Origin of the sequence: Ideonella sp., from assembly GCF_041914305.1 — a bacterium.
In the GTDB taxonomy this organism is placed as follows: Bacteria; Pseudomonadota; Gammaproteobacteria; order Burkholderiales; family Burkholderiaceae_C; genus Ideonella.
The window spans coordinates 101,827-128,158 of sequence record NZ_JAYSDQ010000013.1 but is presented as its reverse complement, the minus strand read 5'-3'; the positions used below and the strand labels follow the sequence as shown (position 1 = coordinate 128,158).

21 protein-coding genes are annotated in these 26,332 nt (G+C 68.7%); 15 read left to right on the top strand and 6 right to left on the bottom strand.

Annotated elements, in window-relative coordinates:
• The first annotated feature begins 92 nt into the window (after window positions 1-92).
• The 6 genes from ACE3SG_RS17710 (at window position 93) to ACE3SG_RS17685 (ending at window position 8,401) form a co-directional block, all read left to right on the top strand.
• On the top strand, window positions 93-2,126 hold the full coding sequence (locus ACE3SG_RS17710; protein ID WP_374567211.1) for a molybdopterin-dependent oxidoreductase: 2,034 nt from the start codon (window positions 93-95) through the stop codon (window positions 2,124-2,126).
• A gap of 25 nt (window positions 2,127-2,151) precedes the next feature.
• Window positions 2,152-3,264: an aminopeptidase gene (locus tag ACE3SG_RS17705; protein ID WP_374567209.1), complete on the top strand. Its 1,113-nt coding sequence runs from the start codon at window positions 2,152-2,154 to the stop codon at window positions 3,262-3,264.
• A gap of 15 nt (window positions 3,265-3,279) precedes the next feature.
• Window positions 3,280-3,594, top strand: a complete 315-nt coding sequence (locus ACE3SG_RS17700) for a polyhydroxyalkanoic acid system family protein (protein ID WP_374567208.1) — start codon at window positions 3,280-3,282, stop codon at window positions 3,592-3,594.
• A 212-nt stretch (window positions 3,595-3,806) separates the two neighbouring features.
• A complete protein-coding gene (locus ACE3SG_RS17695; protein ID WP_374567206.1) occupies window positions 3,807-5,381 on the top strand; it encodes an AbfB domain-containing protein in 1,575 nt (524 codons plus the stop codon).
• Window positions 5,382-5,563: 182 nt separating this feature from the next.
• A complete protein-coding gene (locus ACE3SG_RS17690) occupies window positions 5,564-7,129 on the top strand; it encodes a carbohydrate-binding protein (RefSeq protein WP_374567204.1) in 1,566 nt (521 codons plus the stop codon).
• A 123-nt stretch (window positions 7,130-7,252) separates the two neighbouring features.
• On the top strand, window positions 7,253-8,401 hold the full coding sequence (locus tag ACE3SG_RS17685; RefSeq protein WP_374567202.1) for a carbohydrate-binding protein: 1,149 nt from the start codon (window positions 7,253-7,255) through the stop codon (window positions 8,399-8,401).
• 65 nt (window positions 8,402-8,466) lie between these two features.
• Here the strand turns inward: ACE3SG_RS17685 and ACE3SG_RS17680 are convergent, their stop codons facing one another.
• A complete protein-coding gene (locus tag ACE3SG_RS17680; protein WP_374567200.1) occupies window positions 8,467-8,721 on the bottom strand; it encodes an acyl-CoA-binding protein in 255 nt (84 codons plus the stop codon).
• Between the two features lie 99 nt (window positions 8,722-8,820).
• Between ACE3SG_RS17680 and ACE3SG_RS17675 the strand changes: the two genes are divergently transcribed.
• The 5 genes from ACE3SG_RS17675 to ACE3SG_RS17655 all read left to right on the top strand — a co-directional run bounded on the left by ACE3SG_RS17675 (window position 8,821) and on the right by ACE3SG_RS17655 (window position 14,329).
• Window positions 8,821-10,269 (top strand): wax ester/triacylglycerol synthase family O-acyltransferase, encoded by a 1,449-nt coding sequence (locus ACE3SG_RS17675; protein ID WP_374567198.1) that lies wholly within the window; start codon window positions 8,821-8,823, stop codon window positions 10,267-10,269.
• Between the two features lie 34 nt (window positions 10,270-10,303).
• A complete protein-coding gene (locus ACE3SG_RS17670; protein WP_374567196.1) occupies window positions 10,304-10,951 on the top strand; it encodes a response regulator in 648 nt (215 codons plus the stop codon).
• Entirely contained in the window at window positions 10,944-12,959 is a 2,016-nt protein-coding gene (locus tag ACE3SG_RS17665; protein WP_374567194.1) for an ATP-binding protein, read from the top strand. The genes ACE3SG_RS17670 and ACE3SG_RS17665 overlap by 8 nt, the downstream gene beginning before the upstream one ends.
• A gap of 18 nt (window positions 12,960-12,977) precedes the next feature.
• Entirely contained in the window at window positions 12,978-13,913 is a 936-nt protein-coding gene (gene lpxC, locus ACE3SG_RS17660) for a UDP-3-O-acyl-N-acetylglucosamine deacetylase (protein ID WP_374567193.1), read from the top strand.
• Window positions 13,914-14,143: 230 nt separating this feature from the next.
• Window positions 14,144-14,329: a hypothetical protein gene (locus ACE3SG_RS17655; protein WP_374567191.1), complete on the top strand. Its 186-nt coding sequence runs from the start codon at window positions 14,144-14,146 to the stop codon at window positions 14,327-14,329.
• Here the strand turns inward: ACE3SG_RS17655 and ACE3SG_RS17650 are convergent.
• A complete protein-coding gene (locus ACE3SG_RS17650) occupies window positions 14,256-14,963 on the bottom strand; it encodes a TetR family transcriptional regulator (RefSeq protein ID WP_374567189.1) in 708 nt (235 codons plus the stop codon). The genes ACE3SG_RS17655 and ACE3SG_RS17650 overlap by 74 nt on opposite strands.
• 306 nt (window positions 14,964-15,269) lie before the next feature.
• Between ACE3SG_RS17650 and ACE3SG_RS17645 the strand changes: the two genes are divergently transcribed.
• The 4 genes from ACE3SG_RS17645 to ACE3SG_RS17630 are packed head-to-tail and all read left to right on the top strand — an operon-like array spanning window position 15,270 to window position 22,859.
• Window positions 15,270-16,502, top strand: a complete 1,233-nt coding sequence (locus ACE3SG_RS17645; RefSeq protein WP_374567187.1) for an efflux RND transporter periplasmic adaptor subunit — start codon at window positions 15,270-15,272, stop codon at window positions 16,500-16,502.
• 19 nt (window positions 16,503-16,521) lie between these two features.
• Window positions 16,522-19,704, top strand: a complete 3,183-nt coding sequence (locus ACE3SG_RS17640; protein ID WP_374567185.1) for an efflux RND transporter permease subunit — start codon at window positions 16,522-16,524, stop codon at window positions 19,702-19,704.
• The gene (locus ACE3SG_RS17635; protein ID WP_374567183.1) at window positions 19,704-21,110 is read left to right on the top strand and encodes an efflux transporter outer membrane subunit; all 1,407 of its coding nucleotides are present in this window, start codon (window positions 19,704-19,706) and stop codon (window positions 21,108-21,110) included. The genes ACE3SG_RS17640 and ACE3SG_RS17635 overlap by 1 nt, the downstream gene beginning before the upstream one ends.
• Window positions 21,111-21,146: 36 nt before the next feature.
• On the top strand, window positions 21,147-22,859 hold the full coding sequence (locus ACE3SG_RS17630; RefSeq protein ID WP_374567181.1) for an ArnT family glycosyltransferase: 1,713 nt from the start codon (window positions 21,147-21,149) through the stop codon (window positions 22,857-22,859).
• Window positions 22,860-23,033: 174 nt separating this feature from the next.
• Here ACE3SG_RS17630 and ACE3SG_RS17625 read toward each other — a convergent pair whose 3' ends face one another.
• From ACE3SG_RS17625 to ACE3SG_RS17610, 4 genes are all read right to left on the bottom strand, one after another.
• Window positions 23,034-23,741 (bottom strand): dienelactone hydrolase family protein, encoded by a 708-nt coding sequence (locus tag ACE3SG_RS17625; protein ID WP_374567179.1) that lies wholly within the window; start codon window positions 23,739-23,741, stop codon window positions 23,034-23,036.
• A gap of 215 nt (window positions 23,742-23,956) precedes the next feature.
• Entirely contained in the window at window positions 23,957-24,514 is a 558-nt protein-coding gene (gene ruvC / locus ACE3SG_RS17620) for a crossover junction endodeoxyribonuclease RuvC (RefSeq protein ID WP_374567177.1), read from the bottom strand.
• The gene (locus tag ACE3SG_RS17615) at window positions 24,511-25,491 is read right to left on the bottom strand and encodes a phosphatidate cytidylyltransferase (RefSeq protein WP_374567176.1); all 981 of its coding nucleotides are present in this window, start codon (window positions 25,489-25,491) and stop codon (window positions 24,511-24,513) included. Before ACE3SG_RS17615 ends, ruvC begins: the two co-directional genes overlap by 4 nt.
• A 7-nt stretch (window positions 25,492-25,498) precedes the next feature.
• Window positions 25,499-26,119, bottom strand: a complete 621-nt coding sequence (locus ACE3SG_RS17610) for a lysophospholipid acyltransferase family protein (protein WP_374567174.1) — start codon at window positions 26,117-26,119, stop codon at window positions 25,499-25,501.
• Between the last annotated feature and the right edge of the window lie 213 nt (window positions 26,120-26,332).

Here is a 26,332-nt window from a genome sequence, read left to right as displayed (position 1 = left end):
TTTGGCCGAGACTTCGCCGCGCGTGCGCGACATGCTTCACGCAATTGCCCACCGGCGCGGGTGGGGCGCGGGGGCTGTGACATGATTTCGGCATGACCCAGCGAATCGTTCACGCCGCCTGCCCGCACGACTGCCCCGACACCTGCGCCATCCGCGTCACTGTAGAAGGTGAGCAGATCGTGCGCATTCAGGGGGACCCGGATCACCCGCCGACCCACGGCGCGCTGTGCACCAAGGTCTCGCGCTACGCCGAGCGGGTCAACCACCCCGAGCGGGTGCTGACGCCGCTCAAGCGCGTCGGGCCCAAGGGCAGCGGCCAGTTCGCGCCGGTCGGCTGGGACGAGGCGCTGGACGACATCGCCGGCCGCCTGCGCGAGATCGCCGCGCGTGACCCGCAGGCGATCGTGCCGTATTCGTACGCCGGCACGATGGGCCTGGTGCAGGGCGAGGGCATGGCTGCGCGGTTCTTCCACAAGCTGGGTGCGTCGCTGCTCGACCGCACGATCTGCGCCGCGGCCGGTGGCGAAGCCCTGCAGATGACCTACGGCGGCAAGGTCGGCATGCACCTCGAGCACTTTGCCGAGAGCCAGCTGATCGTCATCTGGGGCAGCAATTCGATCGCCTCGAACCTGCATTTCTGGACCTTCGCCCAAGCCGCCAAACGCAACGGCGCCAAGCTGATCGCGATCGACCCGCGCAAGACCGAGACAGCCGAGAAGTGCCACCAGCACATTGCCTTGCTGCCCGGCACCGACGGCGCGCTGGCGCTGGGCTTGATGCACGAGCTGATCGTCAATGAGTGGCTGGACCACGACTACCTGGAGCGCCACGTCCAGGGCTGGCCTGCGCTGCGCGAGCGCGCGCTGCAGTGGACGCCCGAGCGCACCGCGGCCGAGTGCGGCCTGACGGTCGACGAGGTGCTTGGCCTGGCGCGCGACTACGGCACCACCAAGCCGGCGGCGATCCGGCTGAACTACGGCATGCAGCGTGTGCGTGGTGGCGGCAATGCGGTGCGCCTGATCGCGCTGCTGCCCTGCCTGACGGGGGCCTGGCGCCACCGCGCCGGCGGGCTGCTGCTGTCGGCGTCGGGCTGGGCCAAGGCGGTCAAGAACACCGCAGCACTTGAGCGGCCCGACCTGCTGGCCGGCCGCACGCCCCGCACGGTCAACATGAGCACGATCGGCGACGACCTGCTGCGTGCATCGTCCACCGCCTTCGGCCCGAAGATCGAGGCGCTGGTGGTCTACAACAGCAACCCGGTGGCGGTGGCGCCCGAATCGCCCAAGGTGGTGGCCGGCTTCCGGCGCGAAGACCTGTTCACGGTGGTGCTGGAGCACTTTCTGACCGACACCGCCGACCATGCCGACTATGTGCTGCCGGCGACGACGCAGATGGAACACTGGGACGCGCACACCAGCTACGGCCACACCTATGTGCTGATCAACGAGCCGGCGGTGCCGCCGCGTGGCCAGGCGAAATCGAACTGCGAGATCTTTCGCCAGCTCGCCGCGCGCCTGGGCTTCAGCGAGCCTTGCTTACAGGACAGCGACGAGGCGATGGCCCGCCACGCGTTCAACGCCAGTGTCGACACCGAGCGGCTGCAGCGCGACGGCTGGTTCAAGCTGCCGTTGCCCGATGCACCATTTGCCGACGGCGGCTTTCCCACACCCAGCGGCAAGGCGATCGCCGAAGGCCCTGGCGTGCCGCTGCCCGACCATGTGCCGAACTACGAGAGCGTGGCCAGCGCGCCGGCGCTCGCCGCCCGCTACCCGCTGGCGATGATCTCGCCGCCGGCGCGGCATTTCCTCAACTCGACCTTCGTCAACGTCAAGAGCCTGCGCGACATCGAGGCCGAGCCGGTGGTCGAGCTGCACCCGGCCGATGCGGCGGCCCGCGCGCTGGCCGATGGGCAGGTGGTGCGTGTGTTCAACGACCGTGGCACTTACCACTGCACCGCCCGCATCAACCAGCGGGCGCGGCCGGGGGTCGTCAACGGCCTGGGCGTCTGGTGGCGCAAGCTGGGCCGCAACGGCACCAACGTCAACGAGCTGACGCACCAGCAGCTGACCGACCTGGGCAAGGCCCCGACCTTCTACGACTGCCTGGTCGAGGTGGCGGCGCTTTGAGCCGATGCGCCTCAAGGTTTGGTTGATGGCGGGCGCCGCCAGCGTCGTGGGTTTGCTGGCCATCGCGGCCGGCACGGTGTGCCTGACCAGCGGTTGCAGCTCGATGGGCTACCTGGCGCAGTCGGTGGGTGGGCACCTGAACCTGCTCAACAGCGCCCGCCCGGTCGACGACTGGCTCAACGAGCCCGGCACGCCCGAGCCGCTGAAGGCCCGGCTGGCGCTGGCCAAGCGCATGCGCGACTTCGCCGTCAGCGAGCTGAAGCTGCCCGACAACCACAGCTACCGCGCCTTCGCCGACCTGAAGCGCAACGCCGCGGTGTGGAACGTGGCGGCCGCGCCCGAGCTGTCGCTGAAGCTGCAGACCTGGTGCTACCCGGTGGTCGGCTGCGTTGGCTACCGCGGCTACTACGCGCAGCCCGACGCCAACGCCGAGGGCCAGGCGCTGCGCGACCAGGGCTTCGAGGTCACCGTCTACCCGGTGCCGGCCTACTCGACGCTGGGCAAGATGGAGTGGCTGGGCGGCGACCCGCTGCTGAACACCTTCATCCAGTGGCCCGAGGTCGAGCTGTCGCGGCTGATCTTCCACGAGCTGGCGCACCAGGTGGCGTTCGCGCCCGGCGACACGATGTTCAACGAATCGTTCGCGACCGCGGTCGAGCGCCTGGGGGGCGAGCGCTGGATGGCGGCCCACGGCAGCGACGCGTCGCGCGCCCAGGCCCAGCTGATCGAGCAGCGGCGGCAGGACTTTCGCCGCCTGACGCTGGGCACCCGCGCCGCGCTGGACGCGCTGTACCGCTCGGATGCGAGCGATGATGCCAAGCGCGCCCGCAAGACCGAGCTGATGGCGCGGATGCGGGCCGACTACGCGGCGCTGAAGGCCGGCGCGTGGAACGGCTACGCCGGCTACGATGCGTTCTTCGCCAACGCCAACAACGCGTCGCTCGGCATCCAGGCGGCCTACCTGAACTGGGTGCCGGCCTTCACCGCGCTGTTCGAGCGCGAGGGGCGCGATTTCCCACGCTTTTATGCCGCGGCACAGCGCCTGGCCGCCTTGCCGCGCGCCGAGCGCGACGCGACACTGCAGGGTTTGGCGCCCACCGCTGCCGCGACCGCGGCCGACGCCCACGAACAACATTGATGGACCTGACCGACCATGTCTGAAATCCGAATCCACCGCGACCACACCCTGGGCCTGGAGCGCGCGCGCAAAGTGGCCTGGAAATGGGCCGAGCATGTCGAAAAGAAATACGACATGGAATGCGCCGTGCTCGAAGGTGAAACCAGTGACACGGTGCAATTCAAGCGAGCGGGTGTATCCGGCACGATGATCGTCACGGGCGAGCATTTCGAAGTGCAGGCCAAGCTCGGCCTGCTGATGGGCGCCTTTGCCGGCCAGATCCAGACCGAGGTGGCCAAGCAGCTCGACGAGGCGCTGGCCAAGGAACAAGCCAAGGCCAAGAAGGCCTGAGGCCGCTCTGGGCTGCGCCTGCGCGGCCCGCCGATCCCACCCCTGCTGCCCGCTCAGACCCTAGGGCTCGCCCGAGGTTGAAAGTGAAAGCGCTTTCAGTCTAGTATTTGAACGCGCCCGGAATTCACCGTTTCCGGGCTTCTCCCCGAGCAGGGTTTACCCCGGCGCTTGGGGTTTCGAATGGACGAGGCGCGTTGGGGTTTGTCGGCACCATGAAAAAGATTCGAAACATATTCACCTTGGCCGCCGGGCTGCTGGTGGCGCAATTCAGCGCTGCCGCAGATTGGCAGCTCGTCTGGCAAGACGAGTTCGAAGGCAGCATCAACCCGGACTGGGTGTTTGAAATCGGCAATGGTGCCGGCGGCTGGGGCAATAACGAGCAGGAGTATTACCGCCGCGAAAACGCCACGGTCGAGAACGGCAACCTGGTCATCACCGCCAAGCGCGAAGACTTCAACGGCTTTCGCTACACCTCGACGCGGATGAAGACGCAGGGCAAGCAGAGCTTCAAGTACGGCCGCATCGAAGCCCGCGTGAAGGTGCCGCTGGGCGCGGGCCTGTGGCCGGCGTTCTGGGCGCTGGGCAGCAACATCACGCAGGTCGGCTGGCCCGCCTCGGGCGAGATCGACATCCTCGAGCACGTCAACATCGAAGACAAGGTCTACGGCACCGTGCACTGGTCGGCGCCGGACGGCAGCTACGCCTCGTACGGCGGCAACACCACCACCACGCCGCAGGACTACCACGTCTACTCGATCGAGTGGGACCCGACGGCCATCCGCTGGTTCGTCGACGGCACGCAGTACCACGTGATCGACATCACCGACGGCGTGGGCGGCACCGACGAGTTCCACGAAGACTTCTTCCTGCTGCTGAACCTGGCGGTGGGCGGCAACTGGCCCGGCTTCAACATCGACGAATCGAAGCTGCCGGCCAAGATGTATGTCGACTATGTGCGCGTCTACCAGAAGCCGGGCGCCGAAAGCGGCATCGTCAAGACCTGGGCGCTGGACAACTCCAGCAAGCTGATCCGCCACCAGGACGGCCGCGCCCAGCTCGACAAGCCGGCGAAGGTCAAGCCCTACCAGGACGCCAACTGGACGATGATCCCCGGCCTGGCCGGTGCCGGCGTGTCGTTCCAGTCCGAGAACCTGCCGGGCCAGTACCTGCGGCACCGCAACGGCGAGCTGGTGCTCGCGGCCGACGATGGCAGCCAGGCGTTCAAGAACGCGGCCACCTTCTACCAGCGCCCGGGCCTGACCGACGAGTGGGCCAAGTCTTTCGAGGCCTACAGCCTGCCCGGCCAATACATCCGCCAGCAAGACGGCCTGCTGTATGTGAAGAAGGCCGGAACCGACGTGGCGAAGAAGGCGTCGACCTTCATGGCCGGCTTGCCGCTGGCCGCGGCCTATGCCACGACCGTCGAAGCCGAGACGCACGAGTTCGGCTCCGGCGTGGTCGACGAGGCCTGCTCGGAAGGTGGGCAGGACGTCAGCTCGATCGACGCCGGCGACTGGATGGCCTGGAAGATCAACCTGCCCAGCGCCGGCGTCTACAAGGTCGAGTACCGCGTGGCCAGCACGGTCGACGGCGGCAAGCTGCAGCTCGAAAAGGGCGGCGGCAACCCGGTCTACGGCCAGGTCGACGTGCCCAACACCCACGACGGGCAGGCCTGGACGACGGTCTCGCACAACGTGAACTTCGGCGCCGGCGAGCAGTACATCGGCCTGAAGGGCCTGAGCGGCAGCTCGAGCCTGAACTGGCTGAAGATCAGCCGCAAGTATTGAACACCGCACGCCGGGCCGCTCTGATGGGCGGCCCGTTTTCTTTCCACCCACGGGCGCCTTCGAGCGCCCGTCGCCACTTGGGGCGGGCGTGGCGCCCCATCGGCCTCGGTGGCCGGGCCCCAAGCCGCGCCGATTGCCCTGCGGCCCGGGCCGCCCATTTCACAAAGTCCAGGAGAAGCATCGTGAGGAGAGTTCGCAACCTGTTTTTGCTCTTCGCCTTCCTGTTCACGTCCACGCTCGGCTTTGCGCAGCAAGGCTGGTCGCTGGTCTGGCAGGACGAGTTCGAAGGCAGCATCGGCCCCGACTGGGTCTTCGAGACCGGCAACAACGGCGGCTGGGGCAACAACGAGCTCGAGTACTACCGGCGCGAGAACGCCACGGTCGAGAACGGCGCCCTGGTCATCACCGCCAAGCGCGAGGACTTCGGTGGCTTCCGCTACACGTCGACGCGGATGACCACCCAAGGCAAGAAGAGCTTCAAGTACGGCCGCATCGAGGCGCGCATCTCGGTGCCGCTGGGCTCGGGCCTGTGGCCGGCGTTCTGGATGCTGGGCAGCAACATCGGCCAGGTCGGCTGGCCCGCGTCGGGTGAGATCGACATCATGGAGCACATCAACTCCGAGTCGACCATATACGGCACCCCGCACTGGGCCGCGGCCGACGGCAGCCATGCGTCCTACGGTGGCAGCACCAACACCACGCCGCAGAACTACCACGTCTACTCGGTCGAGTGGGACGCCAATGCCATCAAGTGGTTCGTCGACGGCGTGCAGTACCACGTGATCGACATCACCAACGGCGTCGGCAGCACCGAAGAGTTCCAGAAAGACTTCTTCATCCTGCTGAACCTGGCGGTGGGCGGCAACTGGCCCGGCTTCAACATCGACGAATCGAAGCTGCCCGCCAAGATGTATGTCGACTATGTGCGCGTCTACCAGAAGGGCGACGACACCGGCACCTTCGGCTCGTGGGCGCTCGACGGTACGAGCAAGGTCATCCGCCACCAGAACAGCCGCGGCCGCGTCGACAAGGCGACCAACGTGACGCCGTACCAGGACGGCAACTGGAAGATGGTCACCGGCCTGGCCGGTGCCGGCGTGTCGTTCCAGTCGCAGAATTTCCCCGACCGTTACCTGCACCAGCGCAACGGCGAGCTGTGGCTCGATGCCAGCGACGGCAGCCAGGCGTTCAAGGAGGCGGCCACCTTCTACAAGCGCAGCGGCCTGTCCAACACCGCGGCCACGTCGTTCGAGGCGTACAACCTGCCGGGCAACTACATCCGGCAGAAAGACGCGCTGCTGTACGTCAAGAAGGCCGGCACCCCGACCACCAAGAAGGCGGCCACCTTCAAGGCCGGCGCGCCGCTGCAAGGCGCGTTCTCGACCACCATCGAGGCCGAGTCGTATGCCGACATGTCCGGCATCGCCACCGAGGCCTGCTCGGAGGGCGGGCAGGACGTGGGCTGGATCGACACCAACGACTGGATCGTCTGGAACGTCAACCTGCCCAGCGCCGGCACCTACAAGGTCGAGTACAGGGTCGCCAGCCAGAACGGCGGCGGCACGCTGCAGCTCGAGAAGGCGGGCGGGTTGACGGTCTACGGGTCGGTCAATGTGCCGGCGACCGGCGGCTGGCAGACCTGGACCACCGTGAGCCACAACGTCCCGCTGCCCGCGGGTCAGCAGCAGATCGCCGTCAAGGCGCTGGCCGGCGGCTGGAACCTGAACTGGCTGAAGATCAGCCAATGAATCTGACCGGCCGGTGAGCCTGTCGCCGAACAGGCACCGGCCGGCCCAGCAACGGGCGCAGAGGGGCGCCCGATCGGGCCCGCAAGGGTGTGTTGTGCCATCAACGACGACATGGAGACCATCATGAGGAGAGTGCGACGCGTCTTTCTTTTCCTGTTCTGCCTGTGCACCGCGCAGCTCGGGTTCGCCCAGAGCTGGCAACTGGTCTGGCAGGACGAGTTCAACGGCTCGATCGGCCCCGACTGGGTGTTCGAGACCGGCAATGGCTCGGGTGGCTGGGGCAACAACGAGCTGCAGTACTACCGCCGCGAGAACGCGACGATCGAGAACAACGCGCTGGTCATCACCGCCAAGCGGCAGGACTACGGCGGCTTCCGCTACACCTCGGCGCGCATGAAGACGCAAGGCAAGAAGAGCTGGAAATACGGCCGCATGGAAGCGCGCATCGCGATGCCCTCGTCGCTGGGCACCTGGCCGGCGTTCTGGATGCTGGGCAGCAACATCACCCAGGTCGGCTGGCCGGCATCTGGTGAGATCGACATCATGGAGCATGTGAACACCGAGGCCGACATCTACGGCACGGTGCACTGGCAGGCCGACAACGGCAGCTATGCCTCCTACGGCGGCCACACCAACGCCGGCGGCGTGACGGGCTACCACGTCTACGCCGTCGAGTGGGACGCCAACTTCATCCGCTGGTTCATCGATGGCCGCCAGTACCACGTCATCGACATCACCAACAACGCTGGCGGTACCGATGAATTCCACCGTGACTTCTTCTTCCTGCTGAACATGGCGGTCGGCGGCAACTGGCCCGGCTTCAACGTCGACGAATCGAAGCTTCCCGCCAAGATGTACGTCGACTACGTGCGCGTCTACCAGAAGACCTCGGGCGGCTTCTCGACCACGATCCAGGCCGAGAGCTGGGCCAACATGATGGGCGTGGCGACCGAGGCCTGTTCCGAGGGCGGCCAGGATGTCGGCTGGATCGATGCCAACGACTGGATCGTCTGGGACGTCAACCTGCCGAGCTCGGGCGCCTACAAGGTCGAGTACCGCGTCGCCAGCCTGAATGGCGGCGGCACGCTGCAGCTCGAGCGCGCCGGCGGCACGCAGGTCTACGGCTCACTGGGCGTGCCCAAGACCGGCGGCTGGCAGAACTGGACGACGATCTCGCACAACGTGAACCTGCAGGCCGGCCAGCAGCAGATTGCCATCAAGGCACTCGCTGGCGGCTGGAACATCAACTGGCTCAAGATCACCAAGCTCTGACCTTGGCTCAGGGCGGCTTGGCCGCCCTGAAAGCAAAAAGCCGGACTCGATGTCCGGCTTTTTGCTTACTTCAGGCTCTCGATCAGGTCGATGTAGTCCTGCATTGCTTCGTCGGCCGACTTGCCTTTCAGCTCGTTCCAGGCGTCCCACTTGGCGCGGCCGACCATGTCGGTGAAGCCGGGGCGCTTGCCCTCCACGTCGCCGGTGGTGGCCTGCTTGTACAGTGAATAGATCTTTAGCAGGGTCATGTTGTCCGGCTTTTCGGGCAACTGTTTGCTCTCGGCGACAGCGGTCTCGAACTGGGCCTTCAGGTCTGCCATGGCGGTGCCTCCTGGGGTAAAGGTAAAGCAGAATTGACGGGCAGGGATGTTACCCAGCATCGTCGATACGACAAGCCGAATCCGTAGAGGGAGCTTTCCATGTCCGCCAGCCCGACCATCACCACCGAGCGCATGTCGCGTGTCGACACCGCCTGGCTGCGCATGGACACCGACGCCAACCTGATGATGATCGTCGGCGTCTGGCTGGTCGAGCCGACGCTGAGCCTGGCCGACCTGCGCGAGCGGGTCGAGGGCAGCCTGCTGAAGTACGACCGCTTTCGCCAGCGGGTGGTCGAAGACGCGATGGGCGCCCATTGGGTCGAAGACGGCAGCTTCGACATCAACGACCACGTGGCCGCCGAAGACCTGCCCGTCGCCCGCGGCCAGTCGCCGGTCGAGGCGCTGAAGGCCCGCGTCGGCGAGCTGGCCGCCACGCCCCTGGACCCGTCTCGCCCGCTGTGGGAGCTGCGCCTGGTCGAAGATCTCGAGACCGGCCGCAGCGCGATCATCACCCGCATCCACCACTGCATCGGCGACGGCATCTCGCTGATCTCGGTGATGCTGTCGATCACCGATGGTGGCAAGCCGCCGCCGGTGCGCAAGAAGCGCGGTGCCGTGGGTGACGAGCCCGATGCCGAGTTCGACTGGTTTGCCGACGCGCTGCTCAAGCCCGTCACCGAGCTGACGATCAAGGCCATCGGGCTGTACGGCGACGGCATGGCCAAGTCGGTCGAGCTGATGGCCAACCCGGTGCAGCCGCTGGCCGGCGGCATGGACGTTGCCCGCGCCGGCTACCAGCTGATCAGCGACGCCGCAGCGATGGCGCTGATGCCCGACGACTCGCCCACGCGCCTGAAAGGCAAGGCCACGCCCGGCAAGCGGGTGGCCTGGGGCGAGCCGCTGCCGCTCGAAGAGGTCAAGGCGGTCGGCCAGGCCTTCGGTGCGTCGATCAACGACATCCTGCTGACCTGCGTGGCCGGTGCGATCGGCGAGCACCTGCGCGCCCACGGCGACGACCCGAGCGGCAAGGAGATCCGCGCGATGGTGCCGGTCAACCTGCGCCCGCTCGACCAGGCCTGGAAGCTGGGCAACCGCTTCGGCCTGGTGCCGCTGGTGCTGCCGGTGGGCATTGCCAACCCGGCCGAGCGCCTGGGCGCGGTGCGGGCGCGCATGAACGAGCTCAAGGGCGGCTACCAGCCGGTGATGGCGTTCGCGCTGCTGGCGGTGGCGGGGCTGCTGATCAAGCCGATGCAGGCGGCGCTGCTGAACCTGTTCGCCAAGAAGGCCACCGCGGTGATGACCAACGTGCCGGGCCCGCGCGAGCCGCTGAAGTTCTGCGGCCGCACGATCAAGCAGACGATGTTCTGGGTGCCGGCCAGCGGCGACATCGGCGTCGGCGTCAGCATCCTCAGCTACGCCGGCGGTGTGCAGTTCGGCCTGATCACCGACGACGCGCTGTGCCCCGACCCGGACGACATCATCGCCCGCTTCCAGCCCGAGTTCGACAAGCTGCTGTATTTGTCGCTGATGCTGCCCTGGGGCGAGTAAGCTCGCGCCATTCATCACTCCTCACGGCATCACGATGGACCCCGTCTCCGTGCTGATCGTGGAAGACGACGAGCGCTTTCGGGCCGCCTTCGCGGCGGTCGTCGGCAGCGCGGCCGACCTGCATCTGGTCGGCACCGCGTCCGACCTGCCGCAGGGCCTGCTGCTGCTGCGTGAGCTCAAGCCCAACGTGCTGCTGGTCGACCTGGGCTTGCCCAGCGGCAGCGGCATCGAGCTGATCCGTTATGCGCACAACCACCTGCCGGCCACCGATGTGATGGTGGTCACCGTGTTCGGCGACGAGCCGCACGTGATGGCTTCGCTCGAAGCCGGGGCCACCGGCTACCTGCTGAAAGACACGCACCCGGCCGACCTGGCCGAGCAGATCCGCACGCTGCACGCCGGCGGCAGCCCGATCAGCCCGGTGATCGCGCGCCAGCTGCTGCTGCGCCTGGCGCCCGACCCGGCGCCGGCGGTCGAAGGCGACGCGCTGCTGTCGCCGCAGGAGCGCCAGGTGCTGACCTACTCGGCCAAGGGCTTCAGCTTCGAAGAGATCGCCCGCATGCTGGGTGTCTCGCGCCACACGGTGATGACCTATGTCAAGCGCAGCTACCGCAAGCTGCAGGTGCACTCGAAGACCGAGGCCATCTACGAGGCCCGCAAGCTCGGGCTGGTGCGTGACTGACCTGGGCGTCGACGGCGCTTCGGCGCCGGCCGGCGCCGCGCGGGCCGATGCCAGCCGCAGCTGGCGCCCATGGCGCATGCGGCTGGCGTGGGTGCTGGCCGTGCTGGCGCTGCTGTCGGTCGGCCTGGGGCTGTTGGCGCGATCGAGCCTGCCGGTCAACGACGCCGCCGACCGCCATTTCGACCATGCCTGGCTGCACTCGCGCCCGTTCGCGACCAACCAGATGCGGATCGACGGCCGGCCGCGGCCACAGGTCGAGGCGCCCGAGCCCAGCGACACCGCAGCCTGGCGCAGCGTGGCGCTGCCGCTGGTCGAATCGCGCCGGCCCGACCTGCCGGCCCAGGCCCAGCCACGGCCGCTGCGGGTCTGGTGGTACCGGGTCGACTATGTGGTGCCGCCGGGGGTCGAGGGGGCGCTGGCGCTGTACGTGCCGCGCATCACCGGCGGCGCGGTGCAGGTCATCCAGTACGAGCAAGACCATTGGCGCCTGGCCTGGGACGGGTCCGACCGCTGGCGCGAGCAGTGGAACCGGCCGGTCTTCGTAGACCTCGGCGCAGCCCCGCCGGCCGGCAGCACGTTGCACCTGGCGATCGGGCTGGTGCGCTACGACACCGGGCAGCACCGCATGTCGCGCATCGATGTCGGCCCGCGCGAGACGCTCGCCGCGCGCGACAGCTGGCGCCGGGCGCTGCAGCTGACGGCGCCCGAGGTCGGCTCGCTGACCTTTCTCGCGCTGGGCCTGTTTGCGCTGGTGTACTGGCTGCGCCGCCGGCGCGGGCAGGCCTACCTGCTGTTCTTCTTCAGCTCGGTGGTGTGGACGCTGCGCAGCCTGCACTACTTCATCGACATGCCGGCCGACAAGGTCGCCTACACCTGGTTCTGGTGGGCCACCAACGCCTCGTTGTCGTGGGTGATGATCCTGATCTACCTGTTCGCCTTTCGCTTCGATGCGCGCCGCTACCCGCGGGTCGAGCGTGCGCTGATCGTCTTCGTCGTCGCGATGTCGCTGTTGACGATGCCGTTCGAATGGTCGCCGCTGTCGTCGCTGGTGCAGCAGCACCTGGTCAATGCGGTCGTCGCCTTCATGGTGACCACCTGGCTGACGATCGTCGCCTGGCGCGGCGGGCGCATCGAGTTTCGCGTCATCGTCGTCACGCTGTGGTTGTCCGAGTTGCTCGGTGCACACGACCTGCTGCTGATCGCCGGCCGGGTGTCGATCGAGTCGGTCTACCTGCTGCCGTTCGCCACCATCCTGGTGCTGCTGTCGTTCCTGTTCGCGGTGCAGGTGCGCTACGCGGCGGCGATCGACCAGGCCGAGCGGGTCAACGTCGGGCTGGAGGCGCGGCTGGCGGTGCGCGAGGCCGAGCTGCGCGCCAACCACGAGCGGCTGCGCCTGATCGAGCGCGAGCAGGCGCTGCTGCTCGAGCGCCAGCGCCTGATGCGCGACATGCACGACGGGCTGGGCTCGACGCTGATGTCCACGCTGGTGCTGGCCGAGCAAGGCAACCTCGAGCAGGGCGCGGTCGCCGCGCTGCTGCGCGAGTGCGTCGACGACCTGCGGCTGGTGATCGACTCGCTCGAGCCGATCGAGCACGACCTGGTCACGCTGCTGGCGTCGTTGCGCCACCGGCTCGGCCGCCGCCTGGAGGCGGCGGGCTTGCGCATGCAGTGGGAGGTCGACGACCTGCCGCCGCTGCACTGGCTGAACCCGCCCGACGCGCTGCAGGTGCTGCGCATCGTGCAAGAGGTGCTGACCAATGTGCTGAAGCATGCCGCGGCCCGCACCGTGCGCATCGCCACGCGCCTGGCCGGTGATGGGCAGGTGCAGGTGCTGGTCGAAGACGATGGCTGCGGCTTCGACGTGGCGCTGGTCGAGCAGGGCCGGGGCCTGCGCCACCTGGTGCAGCGGGCGGCGCGCCTGGGCGGGCGGCTGAGCATCGACAGCGTCGCCGGCCGTGGCACGCGCGTCACGCTTGACCTTCCTTTACAGCGGGAAACCCGGGCCTGACGGACAATTGCAGGCTCGATGTTGAAGCAACGCACCCTCAAATCCCTCACCCGCGCCGTCGGCGTGGGGCTGCACAGCGGCCAGAAGGTCGAGATGACGCTGCGCCCGGCGGCGCCCAACACCGGCATCGTCTTTCGCCGCGTCGACCTGCCGTCGCCGGTCGACATCCCGGTGCGCTTCGACTCGGTCAGCGACACCCGCATGGCGTCCACCATCTCGCCCGGCGGCGAGCCCGGCGGACCGAAGGTGCAGACGATCGAACACTTGATGTCGGCCTGCGCCGGCCTGGGGCTGGACAACCTGTACGTCGACATCACCGCCGACGAGGTGCCGATCCTCGACGGCTCGTCGGCCAGCTTCGTGTTCCTGCTGCAAAGCGCCGGCATCGAGCTGCAGAACGCGCCCAAGCGTTTCCTCAAGGTCAAGAAGACCGTCGAGGTGCGCGAGGGCGAGGGCGCCAAGCTGCTGTGGGCCAAGCTCGAGCCGTACCACGGCTTCAAGCTGAGCTTCCAGATCGACTTCAACCACCCGGCCGTCGACGCGACCGGCCAGGAGGTCACCTTCGACATGGGCTCGGGCCGCTACAAGCAAGAGATCGCCCGCGCCCGCACCTTCGGCTTCACGAAGGACGTCGAAGCCATGCGCTCGCGCGGCCTCACGCTGGGCGGCAGCATGGACAACGCGATCGTCATCGACGACTACCGCGTGCTCAACAGCGACGGCCTGCGCTACGACGACGAGATCGCCAAGCACAAGATCCTCGACGCGATTGGCGACCTCTACATCGCCGGCGCGCCGCTGCTGGCCGCCTACACCTCGTTCCGCGGCGGTCACGCGCTGAACAACAAGCTGCTGCGCAAGCTGCTGGCCGACGCCAGCGCCTACGAATACGTCACCTTCGAAGACGAGGCCCGCGCACCCGCCGGGTTCGCCGAGCTGGCACCGGCATGGTGAATGAGGCCCCCACGGCCCCTCCGGGGGCCTGCCTTGCAGGCCGCGCCGAGCCAGAGGCTCGGCCCTTTGCTAGGCACAAACAGTCCTCAGGACTGTTTGCGTCCGAGCAAAGCCCCCCGAGGGGGCTCGCGCAGCGGACCGGCCAAGCCGGATCCGCGCACGCCACTTGATGGGGGCGGCGCTTCGCGCGCCCCGGAAATTCCGGGAAGCCTTGGCGCTAAGCTGCCCGGATGCTGATCTTTCGTTTGCTGTTCGGCCTGCTGCTGCTGGCGGGTTTGTTGTGCCTGGCCACCTATGTGGCGACGCGTGACCCGGTGTGGCGGCGGCGTGGGCTGGTGATCGTCAAGTGGACGGTGCTGGCCGGGATCGGGGCGCTCGCAGTCGTGGTGCTGGAGCGGCTGGCGGTGTTGCTGTAGCGGGCGCGGCCTGGGGCAGCGCGGCGCGCAGCCCGTGCACGTAGGCGCGCACAGTGACCTCGCCGTAAGCCACCAGGTCGAAGCCGCCGGGCCGCAGGGTCCAGTGGTGCATCAGCCCGTCGACCAGCGCGAACAGGCCCAGGGCGATGGCCTGCAGCGGCAGCCCGGGCCGCAACCAGCCCAAGGCATCGGCGCGCTGCAGCGCATCGGCCAGCTGTTGCTGGAACTCGCCGATGCCTTCGAGGTAGCGCTCCTGCACGGGCGCCAGCTCGGCGGTGTATTCGGTCTGGTGCATCGCGATGCGAAACACGCGCTGCACCTGTTCGCTTTCAGCCATCACGCGCAGCGGGGCCACGGCCATCTCGTGCAACTGCGCCAGCGGGTTGTCGCCAGCGATCCGCAGCGCGTGTTCGGCCGCACCTTCGCAGGGCAGCAGCGCGCGTTCCATCATCGCGTTGAACAGCTCGGCCTTGTCCTGGAAATGCCAGTAGATCGCCCCGCGTGTCACGCCGGCCGCGGCCGCCACGTCTTGCAGGCGGGTGTGGGCCACGCCGCGGGCCAGGAACTCGGCCTCGGCGGCGTCGAGGATCTGGTGGCGGGTGGCCAGCGCGTCGGCCTTGGTGCGGCGAACCATAAATGATGAATTATCGAATAGCCCTAGACAAGCGAGGAAATTGATTGCCTAGGCATATTTCGCCCTGGCAGGGAATGCCGGTGGTCGAAGCGGGGCAGGGTATCAACATACATTCATGATTGTATGTATACTGCGCCGCCTCTGACCCGGGTACTTGCCCGTGCCCCTGTTGGCGGCGCGGGCACCGTGATCACCACCCCTGCGCATGCGGATGGCGAAGGGGCTGTCGAACCCGGCCAGCCCTGTTCGTCGTTCCCCGGCAAACACATCGATCCCGGCCCGTCGCCCCAGGACCCAAGGAATTTCATGGACCTCGCCAAGCAGCTCGTTTCCTCAGCCACCTCTGGACGCTTGCCAGCCTTGCTGGCCCTGGCCTCGGCCGCCACCCTGGCCGCTTGCGGCAACGCAGAGGGGCAGGGCGGGCCCGGGGGCGGCCAGATGCCGCCGACGCAGGTCGGCGTGGTCACCGTGCAACCGGCCGGCGTGACGCTGACCACCGAGCTGCCGGGCCGGCTCGAGGCCTGGCGCACGGCGCAGGTGCGTGCGCGGGTGACCGGCGTGGTCAAGAAGCGCGTGTTCGAGGAGGGCGCCCTCGTCAAGCAGGGCCAAAGCCTGTTCCAGATCGACGACTCGGCCTACCGCGCCGCGCTCGACAGCGCGCTGGCCACCCAGGCCAAGGCCGAAGCCGGCTTGGCGCAGGCCAGCGCCCTGCTGGAGCGCAACCGCCCGCTGGCCGAGGCCCGCGCGATCAGCCAGCAAGACTGGGTCGCCACGCAGGCCGCGCACAAGCAGGCGCTGGCCGACACCGCCGCCGCCAAGGCCGCCGTCACGCAGGCCCGGCTGAACGTCAACTACGCGGCGGTGCAAGCGCCGATCAGCGGCCGCATCGGCCGCGCGCTGGTCACCGAAGGCGCACTGGTCAGCCAGGCCGAGGCGACGCTGTTGGCCACCATCCAGCAGACCGACAAGCTCTACGTCAACATCACCCAGTCGGCGACCGACGCGCTGCGCCTGAAGCGCGCCTTCGAGGCCGGCAAGCTGCAATCGGCGCAAGGCGCCCAGGCCCACCTGGTGATGGACGATGGCACCGAGTATGCGCAGCCGGCCAAGCTGCTGTTCTCGGACCTGAGCGTCGACCCGACCAGTGGCCAGGTGACGCTGCGGGCCGAGGTGCCTAACCCCAAGGGTGAACTGCTGCCCGGCCTGTACGTCAAGGTCAAGCTCGACCAGGCCAAGAGCAGCGGCGCGATGCTGCTGCCGCAGCAGGCGGTGACCCGCGGTGCGGCCGGCGACACGGTGCTGGTGGTCGGTGCCGACCACCAGGTCGCGCCGCGCCCGGTGCAGCTGGGCGGCACGCAAGGCAGCCAATGGGTGGTGCTGGGTGGGCTGAAGGCCGGCGAGCAGGTGGTGGTCGACGGCTTCCAGAAGATCCGGCCGAAGGCGCCGGTGGCACCGGTGCCCTGGGCGCCGTCGGGCGCCGCACCGGCCGCTGCCTCGGCCCCCGCCGCACCGGCCCCCGCGTCGGCGGCCAGCCGCTGATGCCGGAGGCTGACACCCCATGAACTCACGTTTCTTCATCGACCGGCCGATCTTTGCCTGGGTCATCGCGCTGTTCATCGTCGTCATCGGCGCGGCGGCGATCACCCGGCTGCCGATCGCGCAGTACCCGAGCGTCGCGCCGCCGGCGATCGTCATCTCCACGGCCTACCCGGGCGCTTCGGCCAAGGTGCTCGAAGACTCGGTGCTGTCGGTCATCGAGCAAGAGCTCAACGGCGCGCCGAACCTGATCTACATGGAGTCGAGCGCCGACGCCACCGGCACCGGCAACATCACCGCCACCTTCGAGCCCGGCACCGATGTGTCGATCGCGCAGACCGAGGTGCAGAACCGCCTGTCGCGGGCGGCGCCCCGGCTGCCCGCCGCGGTGACGCAGCAGGGCGTGCGCATCGACAAGGCGCGTTCGAACTTCCTGCTGTTCGTGATGGTCACCTCGACCAACCCGGCGTACGACCCGGTGGCGCTGGGTGACTACTCGGCCCGCAACATCGTGCCCGAGCTGCTGCGCGTGCCCGGTGTCGGCCAGGCCATCTTGTTCGGCACCGAAAAGGCGATGCGCGTCTGGGTCGACCCGGCCAAGCTCGTGGGCTACGGCCTGTCGACGGCCGACGTCAACGCCGCCATCCGCGCGCAGAACCTGCAGGTCTCGGCCGGCACCATCGGGGGCCTGCCGGCCGCCGCGGGCCAGACGATGTACGCCACGATCACCGTCAACGGCCAGCTCGGCAGCATCGAGCAGTTCGGCAACATCCTGCTGCGCACCAACACCGATGGCTCCAGCGTGCGGCTGAAAGACGTTGCCCGCATCGAGCTCGGCGGCCAGGCCTACTCGAGCGCAGCGCGGCTGAACGGCGTCACCGCCAACGGCATCGGCGTGCAGCTGTCGCCCACCGGCAATGCGCTGGCCACGGCCACCGCGATCAAGAAGCGCATGGCCGAGCTGCAGGCCTACATGCCCGAGGGCATGAGCTACGACATCCCGTACGACAGCTCGAAGTTCGTCCGCATCTCGATCGAAGAAGTGGTCAAGACGCTGGTCGAGGCGATCGCGCTGGTGTTCGTGGTGATGCTGGTGTTCCTGCAGAACATCCGCTACACGCTGATCCCGACCATCGTCGTGCCGGTCGCGCTGACCGGCACCTTCGCGGTGATGCTGGCGATGGGCTTCTCGATCAACGTGCTGACGTTGTTCGGCATGGTGCTGGCGATCGGCATCCTGGTCGACGATGCGATCGTGGTGGTCGAGAACGTCGAGCGCATCATGGCCGAAGAGGGCCTGAGCCCGCGCGACGCGACGATCAAGGCGATGGGCCAGATCACCGGCGCGATCATCGGCATCACCGTGGTGCTGGTGTCGGTGTTCGTGCCGATGGCCTTCTTCAGCGGCTCGGTCGGCAATATCTACCGCCAGTTCTCGCTGGCGATGGTGTCGTCGATGCTGCTGTCGGCCTTCATGGCGCTGTCGCTGACACCGGCGCTGTGCGCCACGCTGCTCAAGCCCGTGCCGGCCGACCACCACGAGAAGCGCGGCTTCTTCGGTTGGTTCAACCGCAGCTTCAAGCGCACCGCCAAGGGCTACGAGTCGGTGGTGGCGCGCATCCTGCCGCGCGCGGCCTGGTTCCTCGGTCTGTACGGCGTGATCATCGCGGCGGTGGTGCTGATGTACAACCGCCTGCCGACCTCGTTCCTGCCGAACGAAGACCAGGGCTACCTGATCGTCAACGTGCAGCTGCCACCGGGCGCGTCGCAGACCCGCACCGAAGCGGTGATGAGCCAGGTCGAGAAGTTCTTCCTCGCGCAGCCCGAGGTCGACAAGGTCGTCGGCGTGCTCGGCTTCTCGTTCTCGGGCTCGGGCCAGAACGCCGGCCTGGCCTTCGTGCCGCTCAAACCCTGGGAAGAGCGCAAGGGCAAGGAGCACAGCGCGCAGACGCTGGCTGGCAAGGCCTTCGGGGCACTGATGGGCATCCGCGATGCGTTCATCTTCCCGCTGTCGCCGCCGCCGATCCCCGAGCTGGGCACCGCGACCGGCTTCAACTTCCGCCTGCAAGACCGCGGCGGCCTGGGCCACGCCGCGCTGCTGGCCGCGCGCAACCAGATGCTGGGCATGGCCTCGCAGAGCAAGCTGCTGCAAGGGGTGCGGCCCGACGGGCTGGAAGACGCACCGCAGCTGCAGCTGGACATCGACCGTGAACGCGCCGCTGCGCTGGGGGTGGGCTTCGACACGATCGGCTCGGTGTTGTCGACGGCGCTGGGCTCGACCTATGTCAACGACTTCCCGAACGCCGGCCGCCTGCAGCGCGTGATCGTGCAGGCCGAGGCCACGACGCGCATGCAGCCCGAAGACATCCTGAAACTCTATGCGCCGAACAACAAGGGCCAGCAGGTGCCGCTGTCGGCGTTCGCGTCGACGCGCTGGGTCGAAGGCCCGCTGCAGACCGTGCGCTACAACGGCTACCCGGCGATGAAGATCGCGGGCGACGCGGCGCAAGGCGTGTCGACCGGCGAGGCGATGGCCGAGATGGAAAAGCTCGCCGGCCAGCTGCCGCCCGGCTTCGGCTTCGAGTGGACCGGCCAGTCGCGCGAAGAAAAGCTCTCGGGCGCGCAGGCCACGATCCTGCTGGCGTTCTCGATGCTGGCGGTGTTCTTGTGCCTGTCGGCGCTGTACGAGAGCTGGAGCATCCCGGTGGCCGTGCTGCTGGTGGTGCCGCTGGGCGTGGTCGGCTCGCTGGCCGGTGTGTGGCTGCGCGGCATGCCCAACGACGTGTACTTCAAGGTCGGCCTGATCACCATCATCGGCCTGTCGGCGAAGAACGCGATCCTGATCATCGAGTTCGCGAAAGACCTGCAGGCCGAAGGCAAGAGCCTGCTGGTGGCCACGCTCGAGGCCTGCCATCTGCGGTTCAGGCCGATCCTGATGACCTCGTTCGCGTTCATCCTCGGCGTGCTGCCGCTGGCGATCGCGTCGGGCGCCGGCTCGGCCAGCCAGCGTGCGATCGGCACCGGCGTGATGGGCGGGATGATGACCGCCACGCTGCTGGCGGTGCTGCTGGTGCCGGTGTTCTTCGTCGTGATCCGGCGCCTGTTCCCGGGCGGCCATGTGCTGCACCCCGCCACCGCCATCTCGTCGGCCCAGACCGACGCGGCCGCCGAAGCCGCGATGCACCAGAAGAAGGAGGGCCAGTGATGAACCGCCACCTGTTCGCCCGGCGCGCGGCCGTGGCCGGCCCGCTGCTGTTGTCGGCGGCCCTGTTGACCGGTTGCATCAACCTCGCGCCGGACTACGAGCGCCCCGGCCTGCCGGTGCCGGGCGCCCTGCCCGCGGGGGCAGCGGCGGCGAGCGACGCCCCGCTGGCCACCAACGAGCTGCTGCGCGACGAGCGCCTGCGCAAGGTCGTCCAGCAGGCGCTGGCCAACAACCGCGACCTGCGGGTGGCGATGTTGAACATCGAGCGCAGCCGCGCCCAGCTGCGCCTGGCCGACGCCGACCGCTGGCCCACCCTGGCAGCAGCCGTCAACGCCACGCGCGCACCGAGCACGGCGACCGGCGACCAGGTCAACGCGTTCCAGGCCGGCTTGCAGGTCACCAGCTACGAGCTGGACCTGTTCGGCCGCGTGCGCAACGTCAGCAACGCGGCCGCGGCCAGCCTGCTGGCCACCGAGGCCGGCAGCCGCACCGCGCGGCTGGCGCTGGTGACGCAGGTCGTGTCGACCTGGTTCACGCTGGCCGCCGACCAGGAGCAGCTCGCGCTGGCGAAGCAGACGCTGGCCGGCCGCGAGCAGACGCTGAAGCTGACCGAGCTGCGGGCCCGGGTTGGCGCCGCGTCCGATGTCGAGCTGTACGGCACGCGAGGCCTGCTGGCGCAAGCCCAGGCCAGCGTCGCGCAGCTCGAACGCCAGGCCGCGCAGGACGCCAACGCACTGGCCCTGCTGGTGGGCCAGCCGGTGGCCGCCGAGGCCTTGCCGAGCGCCGACGCACCGCTGAACAGCGACGCGCTCGCCGCGGTGCCGGCGGGGGCGCAGTCCGACCTGCTGCTGCGCCGGCCCGATGTGATCCAGGCCGAGCAGACGCTGATCGCCGCCAACGCCAACATCGGTGCGGCGCGCGCCGCGATGTTCCCCCGCATCGCCTTGAGCGGCAGCGCCGGCGTCGTCAGCGACACGTTGTCGGGCTTGGTGAACTCGGGCACCTTCGCGTGGACGCTGGCCGGCAATGCCGCGCTGGCGATCTTCGACGCCGGCCGCAACCAGGCCAACGTCAAGGTGGCCGAGGTCAACCGCGACATCGCGGTGGCGCAGTACGAAAAGGCGATCCAGTCGGCCTTCCGCGAGACGGCCGACGCGCTGGTTGCGCAGGCCACCTGGCGCGACCAGGTCAGCGCGCAGCAGGCGTTGCAGACCGGCGAGCGCGAGCGGCTGCGCCTGACGCGCATGCGCTACGAGGCCGGCGCCGCGAACCTGGTCGAGCTGCTGGACAGCGAGCGTTCGCTGGCCGCTGCCGACCAGGCGCTGGTGCTGGCGAGATTGGGTGAACTGCTGAACCGGCTGGCGCTGTACAAGGCGCTCGGCGGCGAGGAGCGTGCTGCGTCCTGATGGGCATGCGCAGGGAGAAGAAGAAAGGACAAGAAGATGGGGTCACGCTGCGGTACCGCCGGCCGTTGCCCGGGCCGATCCGATGACAAGCCACCCAGTTGGCTGGATGTCTGGGGCCACCAACACACGCTGATCGCCGCGCTGGTGCTGGCGCTGGTCGGCATCACCGTCTTGCGCGCCTGGGTGGTTGTGCATGTGAACGCCGGCCTGCATGTCGACGAGGCCCAGTACTGGGCCTGGTCGAAGGCGCTGGACTGGGGCTACTACTCGAAGCCGCCGATGATCGCCGCGCTGATCGCGCTGTCGACCCAGGTGCTGGGCGACGGCCTGTTGGGCGTCAAGGCGCTGGCGATGCTGTGTTACCCGCTGACAGCCTGGGTGCTGTTCCGCTGGGTCAGCGAGGTGCTGGCCGATGTGTCGACCCACGCCTGCGCCCGGCCCGAGCGCGGCGGGGCCCTGGCAGCCCTGTTGTTCATCGCGTCGCCGGTGGCGGGCCTGCTGGGCATGGCCGCGACCACCGATGCGCCGCTGCTGCTGGCCTGGGCGCTGGCGTCTGCCGCGCTGTGGCGCGCCTGGCGCGACGGCCGCCGGCGCGACTGGCTGATGCTGGGCCTGTGGGTGGGCCTGGGCCTGATGTCCAAATACACGATGGCGGCCTTCGCCGTCTCGGCGCTGGGCCTGTTGTGGACCGTGCCGCGCGCAATGCCGCGTGAAGTGCCGCTGGCGCGTGGCTTGCCGCTCGCGGTGGCCGTGGCCTTGCTGTGCATCGCGCCGAACCTGGCCTGGAACGCGGCGCACGACTGGCCGACGCTGCGCCACACGGCCGAGATCACGGTCGGTGCGCGCGCGACGCCGATGTGGTCGACGCTCGGGCTCTACCTGGGGGGCCTGGCACTGCTGCTGGGGCCAGTCGTGGCGCCCTGGGCGCTGGCGTGGCGCTGGCGCGAGGCCAGGCTGCGTGTTGCCTCGGCGAGCTCGCCGGGGCAGCCTGGCCGTGCCACGCGCCGCGAGGCCTGGCTGGCGGCCGCCTGGTTGAGCGGGCCGCTGCTGTTGATCGGCGCGGTGCAGTCGCTGCATGCTCGCGCGCAGCTCAATTGGACCGCGCCCGTGCTGATCGGTGCGGTGCTTGCGGTTGCGCTGTGGCTGCGGGCCGAGCAGGTGTCGCAGCGGCTGCGTGGCTGGTATGGGGCGCTGGCCGCGCAGGTGCTGCTGATCGGGCTGCTGACGCTGGCCAGCGACGTGGCGCAGGTGCTGCACCGGCCGTTGCCGCGGCAGTTCGACGTCTGGGCCCGCATGCGCGGTTGGGACGACGCCTTCAACCAGCTGCGCCCGGCGGCCGAGAGCTTCTGGCGCCAGCTGCAAGCCGAAGCCGGGGCCGACGCCACGACACCGATGGTGCTGGGCAGCGACCGCGCGGTGCTGGCCAACGGCAGCTACGCCTGGCGCAAGCGGCCCCCGCGCTGGCTGGCCTGGCGCGACGCGGGTGAGCCGGCGCACAACCACTTCGAGCTGACGGCGCCGGTGCAGGCCGCCGACCGCCCGCTGCCGCTGCTGATCGTCAGCGAAGGCCCGCCCGATGTCGCGCTGCGCGCGGCGCTGGACGGCCCGCCGCAGCGGCTGGCGGTGGCCGATGTCAAGCAGTCACCCGGGCGCTCGCTGCACCTGGAGCTGTGGCAGGGCGAGCTGGCGGCGCAGCCGGTGATGGCGCAGGCCGCGGGCCGCGCACCGGCACAGGCGCCGGCACGCTAGCGGGTTAGGCGACGCTGAATAAGTCTCCGCGAGGCTGCGCGCCCTGGTTTGGGATGGGCTGCAAGGCGCAAACCACAGCCATAGCTCGTGCTATGGCGAGGATTTGCAACGCAGCAGACCGCCCAAAGCAGGGATGCGCGGCCCGCGTGGGACTTGTTCAGCGTTGCCTTAGGCTCAGAACAGCTGCTGGGCCAGGAAAGCCAGGCTGCGGCCGTGGGCCAGCGCGGCCGCGGCCGGGTCATAGCTGGCGCGCGCCCAGCAGTTGAAGCCGTGCGGCGCGCCGGCGTAGACGTGGATCTCGGCGTCCTTGTCGAGCACCGCCTGGCGCACCGCCTCGACCGCGCTGGGCGGGATGTGGTCGTCGCGCTCGCCGTAGTGGAACTGGATCGGGCAGTTGATCTGCGCGGCCAGGTGCAACTGGTCTTGTATGCGGCCGCCGTAGTAGGCCACCGCGGCGTCGACCCCGCACAGAGCCGCCGCCGTGTAGGCCAGCCGGCCGCCCATGCAATAACCGATCGCACCGACCTTGGCGCCGCACTCGGGCCGCGCGCGCAACGTGGCCAGCGTGGCCTGCATGTCGCGCACCACCGCTTCGGTCTGGATCGTGCTCATCAGCAGCTCGGCGCGCTGGCGGTCGTCGCCTTCGTAGCCCAGCTCGATGCGCTCGCCCTTGCGCCAGAACAGGTCAGGCGCGATCACCACGAAACCGGCCAGCGCGTACTGCTCGGCCACGCCACGGATGTGCGCATTGACGCCGAAGATCTCTTGCAACAGCAGCAAGCCCGGGCCTCGCCGGGCCGGCGGCAGCGCCAGGTAGGCGCCGAAGCCGCCGTCGCTGCTGGGCACGTCGATCCATTGGGTGGTTACCGGCGACGTTGTCATCTCATCTCCTTGGCTTCAGGTGGCGCTCCGAAGGAGTCGCCGCCCTTCAAGTGGCGTGCGCGGAGCCGGCTCGGCCGGTCCGCTGCGCGAGCCCCCGCGGGGGCCGAGGCTGGACATGAACAGTCCTGAGGACTGTTCTTGCCTGCCGAGGGGCCGAGCCTCTGGCTCGGCGCGGCCTGCAAGGCAGCCCCCGGCAGGGGGCGTGGGGGCTCCATTCAATACGTCCTGCCTTTGCGGAACTGGGCGTGGGTGCGCCGGTTCAGCGCGGTGGCCTGCGCCATCGCGGCGAACGAGCCGCCGGCGTGGGCGTGGGTGATCGCCAGGCCCAGCGCGTCGGCTGCGTCCTTGCCGGGCAGGCCGGGCAGGTTCAGCAGGCGCATCACCATTTCCTGGATCTGCGACTTGGCCGCATGGCCGTGGCCGACGACCGACTTCTTCATCTGCAGCGCGGTGTATTCGGCCACCGGCAGGCCGGCGGTGACCAGCGCGGTCAGCGCCGCACCGCGCGCCTGGCCCAGCAGCAGCGTGCTCTGCGGGTTGACGTTGACGAACACGATCTCGACCGACGCGTTGCTGGGCTGGTAGCGCTCGGCCACCTCGCGCACGCCGTCGAAGATGATCTTCAGCCGCGCCGGCAGGTCGCCCTGCGCGATGCCGGCCCCGGTGGTGCGGATCGTGCCGCTGGCCACGTAGTGCAGCTTGTTGCCTTCTTGCTCGACCACGCCGAAGCCGGTGCATTGCAAGCCGGGGTCGATGCCAAGGACTCTGGTCACGGAGAGAGTTTGAAGTACCAGCGCACCGAGTGGAAGAACACCGGCGCTGCAAACGCCAGCGGCGCGACACGGTCGAGCAGGCCGACCGCGCCGGTGACGGCGGCCTGGTTGCCCCAGTAGGCCACGCCGGCATCCTTTTTCAGCGCCTTCATCACGAACTCGCCCAGCGTGCCGGCGCCGCCGGCGATCAAGGCCATCGCGATCGCCTGCGGCAGCTTGAAGGGCGTGATCCAGAACAGCAGGCCGCCGGCCAGGCCGCCGGTGGCGGTGCCCAGCGCCCAGGCCCGGGCCGAGAACGAGCGGCTGATCTGGCGCGCCAGCGGGCGGTGCCGCAGCCAGCGGCTGAAGGCCTCTTGCGTGATCTGCGCGACCGCGGCCACCATCACCAAAAAGAAGACCAGGAAGGCGCCGCGGCCCGCCTCGACATGCGGAAAGTTCAGCAGCAGCAGCGCCGGCGCATGCGACAGGCCGTAGACGCAGACCATGATGCCCCACTGGATCGTCGCGTTGCGCTCCAGGAAGCGCTCGGGGTCGCCGGCCAGCGCGCTGATCACGGGGATCGCCAGGAACACATAGACCGGGATGAAGACCGAGAACAGGTCGAAGTTCTGGTTGCCCACCAGCACATACTGCACCGGCAGCACGACGAAGAAAGCCAGCAGCAGGCTGCGGTGGTCGCTGCGCCGCGTCGGGCTCAGCGTGATGAACTCGCGCAGCGCCAGGAACGAGAAAATGCCGAACAGCAGCGTGGCGCCGACCGGCCCCGAGATCCACGCCAGCCAGAACACCACCGCGCCGACCCACACCGCGCGCAGGTCGCGCTTGAAGCGTTCGTAGCGCTTGATCCAGACCGACGGGCGGTCCTGCAGCGTGACCAGCAGCGCGCTGACGGTGACCGCCAGCAGCACGCCGAACAAGATGATGAACAGCAGACCGATCTGGTCTTCGCTGCTGAGTTCGCGCAAGGTCTTCAGCATGCTCGGCTCACAGCACCAGCGGGCGCAGCGCGATCACCGCGTCGCGCGCCCGGGCCAGGAATTCGCGCTTGTCCTCGCCGGGCTTCAAGGCCAGCGGCGCACCGAACGTGACGGTGCACAAGATCGGCACCGGCACGACCTCGCCCTTGGGCATCACCCGCTGCACGTTGTCGATCCAGGCCGGCACCAGCTGCACCTGTGGGAACTGCTCGGCCAGGTGGTACAGGCCGCTCTTGAAGGCCTGCGGCTCGCCGCGGTGGCTGCGCGTGCCTTCGGGAAAGATGACCAGCGAATCGCCGGCCTGCAGCGCCTGCACCAGGGGCTCCAGCGGGTCCTGGTCGTCGGTGCGCTGGCGGTTCACGTAGACCGCGTTGAAGACCTCGCGCGTCAGCCAATGCTTGAAGGGGGACGCGGTCCAGTAGTCTTTCGCGGCGATCGGCCGGGTGTGGGCACGCAATTCGCCCGGCAGGGCCGCCCAGATCAGCACCCAGTCGAGGTGGCTCTGGTGGTTGGCAAAGTAGATGCGCTGAAGCGCTTCGGGCGGGCAGCCTTTCCAGTGCCCCTGCGCCCCGGTGATCAGGCGCGCGACGAAGGCCAGCAGCCGGCCCATCAAATCGGCACGGGTCATGGTGGGAATGGTAGCTGCTTTGTAAATGACGCCATCTGGCCGCTATTGCGACATTTGAAGAAAATGGCTCTGTACTTGGATTACGAGGATGCTTCTTCTATATAGGTATGGCGGGGTTCGTTCGCTTGCGGCGACAATGTAGTTTTGCTACCTTGCCATTTTTCAAGATTCTGCGTTGGTGAAAGCCCCGGCTCGGGGTGCTCGCCAAGCTGC

Bases quoted from the DNA above. Each gene is read 5' to 3' on its own strand.
- ACE3SG_RS17710 (WP_374567211.1), top strand. From the start codon at position 93: ATGACCCAGCGAATCGTTCACGCCGCCTGCCCGCACGACTGCCCCGAC.
- ACE3SG_RS17705 (WP_374567209.1), top strand. From the start codon at position 2,152: ATGGCGGGCGCCGCCAGCGTCGTGGGTTTGCTGGCCATCGCGGCCGGC.
- ACE3SG_RS17700 (WP_374567208.1), top strand. From the start codon at position 3,280: ATGTCTGAAATCCGAATCCACCGCGACCACACCCTGGGCCTGGAGCGC.
- ACE3SG_RS17695 (WP_374567206.1), top strand. From the start codon at position 3,807: ATGAAAAAGATTCGAAACATATTCACCTTGGCCGCCGGGCTGCTGGTG.
- ACE3SG_RS17685 (WP_374567202.1), top strand. From the start codon at position 7,253: ATGAGGAGAGTGCGACGCGTCTTTCTTTTCCTGTTCTGCCTGTGCACC.
- ACE3SG_RS17680 (WP_374567200.1), bottom strand. From the start codon at position 8,721: ATGGCAGACCTGAAGGCCCAGTTCGAGACCGCTGTCGCCGAGAGCAAA.
- ACE3SG_RS17675 (WP_374567198.1), top strand. From the start codon at position 8,821: ATGTCCGCCAGCCCGACCATCACCACCGAGCGCATGTCGCGTGTCGAC.
- ACE3SG_RS17670 (WP_374567196.1), top strand. From the start codon at position 10,304: ATGGACCCCGTCTCCGTGCTGATCGTGGAAGACGACGAGCGCTTTCGG.
- lpxC (WP_374567193.1), top strand. From the start codon at position 12,978: ATGTTGAAGCAACGCACCCTCAAATCCCTCACCCGCGCCGTCGGCGTG.
- ACE3SG_RS17655 (WP_374567191.1), top strand. From the start codon at position 14,144: ATGCTGATCTTTCGTTTGCTGTTCGGCCTGCTGCTGCTGGCGGGTTTG.
- ACE3SG_RS17650 (WP_374567189.1), bottom strand. From the start codon at position 14,963: ATGGTTCGCCGCACCAAGGCCGACGCGCTGGCCACCCGCCACCAGATC.
- ACE3SG_RS17645 (WP_374567187.1), top strand. From the start codon at position 15,270: ATGGACCTCGCCAAGCAGCTCGTTTCCTCAGCCACCTCTGGACGCTTG.
- ACE3SG_RS17640 (WP_374567185.1), top strand. From the start codon at position 16,522: ATGAACTCACGTTTCTTCATCGACCGGCCGATCTTTGCCTGGGTCATC.
- ACE3SG_RS17635 (WP_374567183.1), top strand. From the start codon at position 19,704: ATGAACCGCCACCTGTTCGCCCGGCGCGCGGCCGTGGCCGGCCCGCTG.
- ACE3SG_RS17630 (WP_374567181.1), top strand. From the start codon at position 21,147: ATGGGGTCACGCTGCGGTACCGCCGGCCGTTGCCCGGGCCGATCCGAT.
- ACE3SG_RS17625 (WP_374567179.1), bottom strand. From the start codon at position 23,741: ATGACAACGTCGCCGGTAACCACCCAATGGATCGACGTGCCCAGCAGC.
- ACE3SG_RS17615 (WP_374567176.1), bottom strand. From the start codon at position 25,491: ATGCTGAAGACCTTGCGCGAACTCAGCAGCGAAGACCAGATCGGTCTG.
- ACE3SG_RS17610 (WP_374567174.1), bottom strand. From the start codon at position 26,119: ATGACCCGTGCCGATTTGATGGGCCGGCTGCTGGCCTTCGTCGCGCGC.